Below are 1893 nucleotides of genomic sequence, written 5' to 3' on the forward strand. Positions count from 1 at the left end.
GGCGGAACCGGACGCGGAGGTGCGCGACTCGTCGATCCGGCGCTGCACGTCGGCGATCTCGTCGCGGATGCGGGAGGCCTCCTCGTAGTGCTCGGCGCCGACCGCCGCGTTCTTGCGCGACTCGAGATCGGCCAGCTCCGCCATCAGCGCGCTGACATCGGGCACCACGCCGAGCCGCAGACGCAGCCGGGCACCGGCCTGATCGATCAGGTCGATGGCCTTGTCGGGCAGCACCCGGTCGGGCAGGTACCGCGCGCTCAGCTCGACGGCCGCACGGATCGACTCGTCGGTGAACGTCACATCGTGGTGCTCCTGATAGGCGGGCTTCAGTCCCTGCAGGATGCGCACGGCGTCCTCGATGGAGGGCTCGCCCACCTTCACCGGCTGGAAGCGGCGCTCCAGTGCCGGATCCTTCTCGATCCTGCGGTACTCGCTCAGCGTGGTCGCACCGACGAGGTGCAGGTCGCCGCGGGCCAGGCGGGGCTTGAGGATGTTCCCGGCATCCGTGCCGCCCTCGCCGGAGCCGCCCGCGCCGACCACGGTGTGCAGCTCGTCGAGGAACACGATGATCTCGCCCTTGTGGGCGGAGATCTCGTCCATGGTCTTGGTGAGACGCTCCTCGAAGTCGCCGCGGTAGCGGGTGCCGGCGAGCATGCCGGGCAGGTCGAGCGACACCACGCGACGGTCCTTCAGCGCGGCGGGCACCGCGCCCTCGACGATCGCGCGGGCCAGGCCCTCGACGATCGCCGTCTTGCCGACGCCGGCCTCGCCGATCAGCACCGGGTTGTTCTTTGTGCGGCGGCTGAGGATCTCGATGGTCTGCTCGATCTCGACGCTGCGGCCGATCACGGGGTCGAGTTCGCCCGCGCGGGCGCGAGCGGTGAGGTCGAGGCCGTACTTGTCCAGCATCGGGGTCTCGGATGCTGTGTTCTCGGCGTGCTCGTCCTGCGGCGCGACGCCGGCGTGCACCGGCTCTCCGCGCAGGCTCTGCGTGAGCGCCTCGGCGGTGACCCCGGCGCGCGCGAGGATCTGACCGGAGGGGGCATCCTGACCGATCACGAGCGCGAAGAACACGTGCTCCGGCTCGATGTACGTGGAGCCCGAGGAACGGGCCACCTGGTAGGCGTGGAACAGCACCCGGCTGGCACTCGGGGTGATCGTGGCGGCGCCGTCGTCGGAGGACTCGCCGGGCATCGGCAGGCGCGCATCCACGGCATCCACGATCGCGGCGGGGTCGACGCCGATCCGGGAGATCGCCTCGGCGACGGCCTCGTCGGCGACGATCACGCGCAGGACGTGCAGCGCATCGAGCTCGGTCTGACCGCGCTCGAGCGCGAAACGACCGGCACGCTGCAGGATCTGCTGGGTGCGCGCGGTGAGGAAGCGGCTGAGGTCGATCGATCGCGCCTGCCGGGCCTGCTCACCTGCGAGGTAACGGGCCAGGAACTCGTCGAACGAGCCCGAGCCCGCCTCGTTGAAGTCGTTGGGCATGGGGTTTCCTCTCAAACTTGAGCGTACTTCTGTCAAGTTCAACAACAGATGATGACGCCTATTCCCGGCCGAGCGCAAATCCGCGAATAGACTCGATCGCATGTCCTCGGTGCTCTACGTCTGCGTGCGCCCGGAGCGCAGCGCGGCCGATGCCGAGCACCGCTCCTTCGCCCGCGACCTCGGCATCCCTCAGCTGGATCGCCTCGACCTGCTGCACGCCTCGCTGGAGACCGTCGAGTGGCAGCAGTACGACGGCTTCGTGATCGGCGGCTCGCCGTTCAACGTCACGGACGCCGTGAAGGACGAGACGCAGAAGACGGTCGAACGCGACCTGGAGCGCATCGCGGACCGTGCCCTCACCGGCGCCGCCACGGCGCTGTTCACCTGCTACGGGATCGGCGT

At 69.5% G+C, this 1893-nt stretch carries 1 protein-coding gene and 1 pseudogene; one reads left to right on the top strand and one right to left on the bottom strand.

The annotated features are described in order from the left end of the window. A partial coding sequence (locus BGN97_RS17360) for an ATP-dependent Clp protease ATP-binding subunit (RefSeq protein WP_292704366.1) occupies positions 1–1491 on the bottom strand: 1491 nt, incomplete at its 3' end. A 100-nt stretch (positions 1492–1591) separates the two neighbouring features. On the opposite strand from BGN97_RS17360, the pseudogene BGN97_RS17365 reads away from it, so the two are divergent. Next, positions 1592–1893 (top strand): annotated as a pseudogene (locus BGN97_RS17365) (GMP synthase); the annotation flags it as partial.

The sequence above is a fragment of the Microbacterium sp. 69-10 genome (assembly GCF_001897945.1).
Lineage (GTDB): Bacteria > Actinomycetota > Actinomycetes > Actinomycetales > Microbacteriaceae > Microbacterium.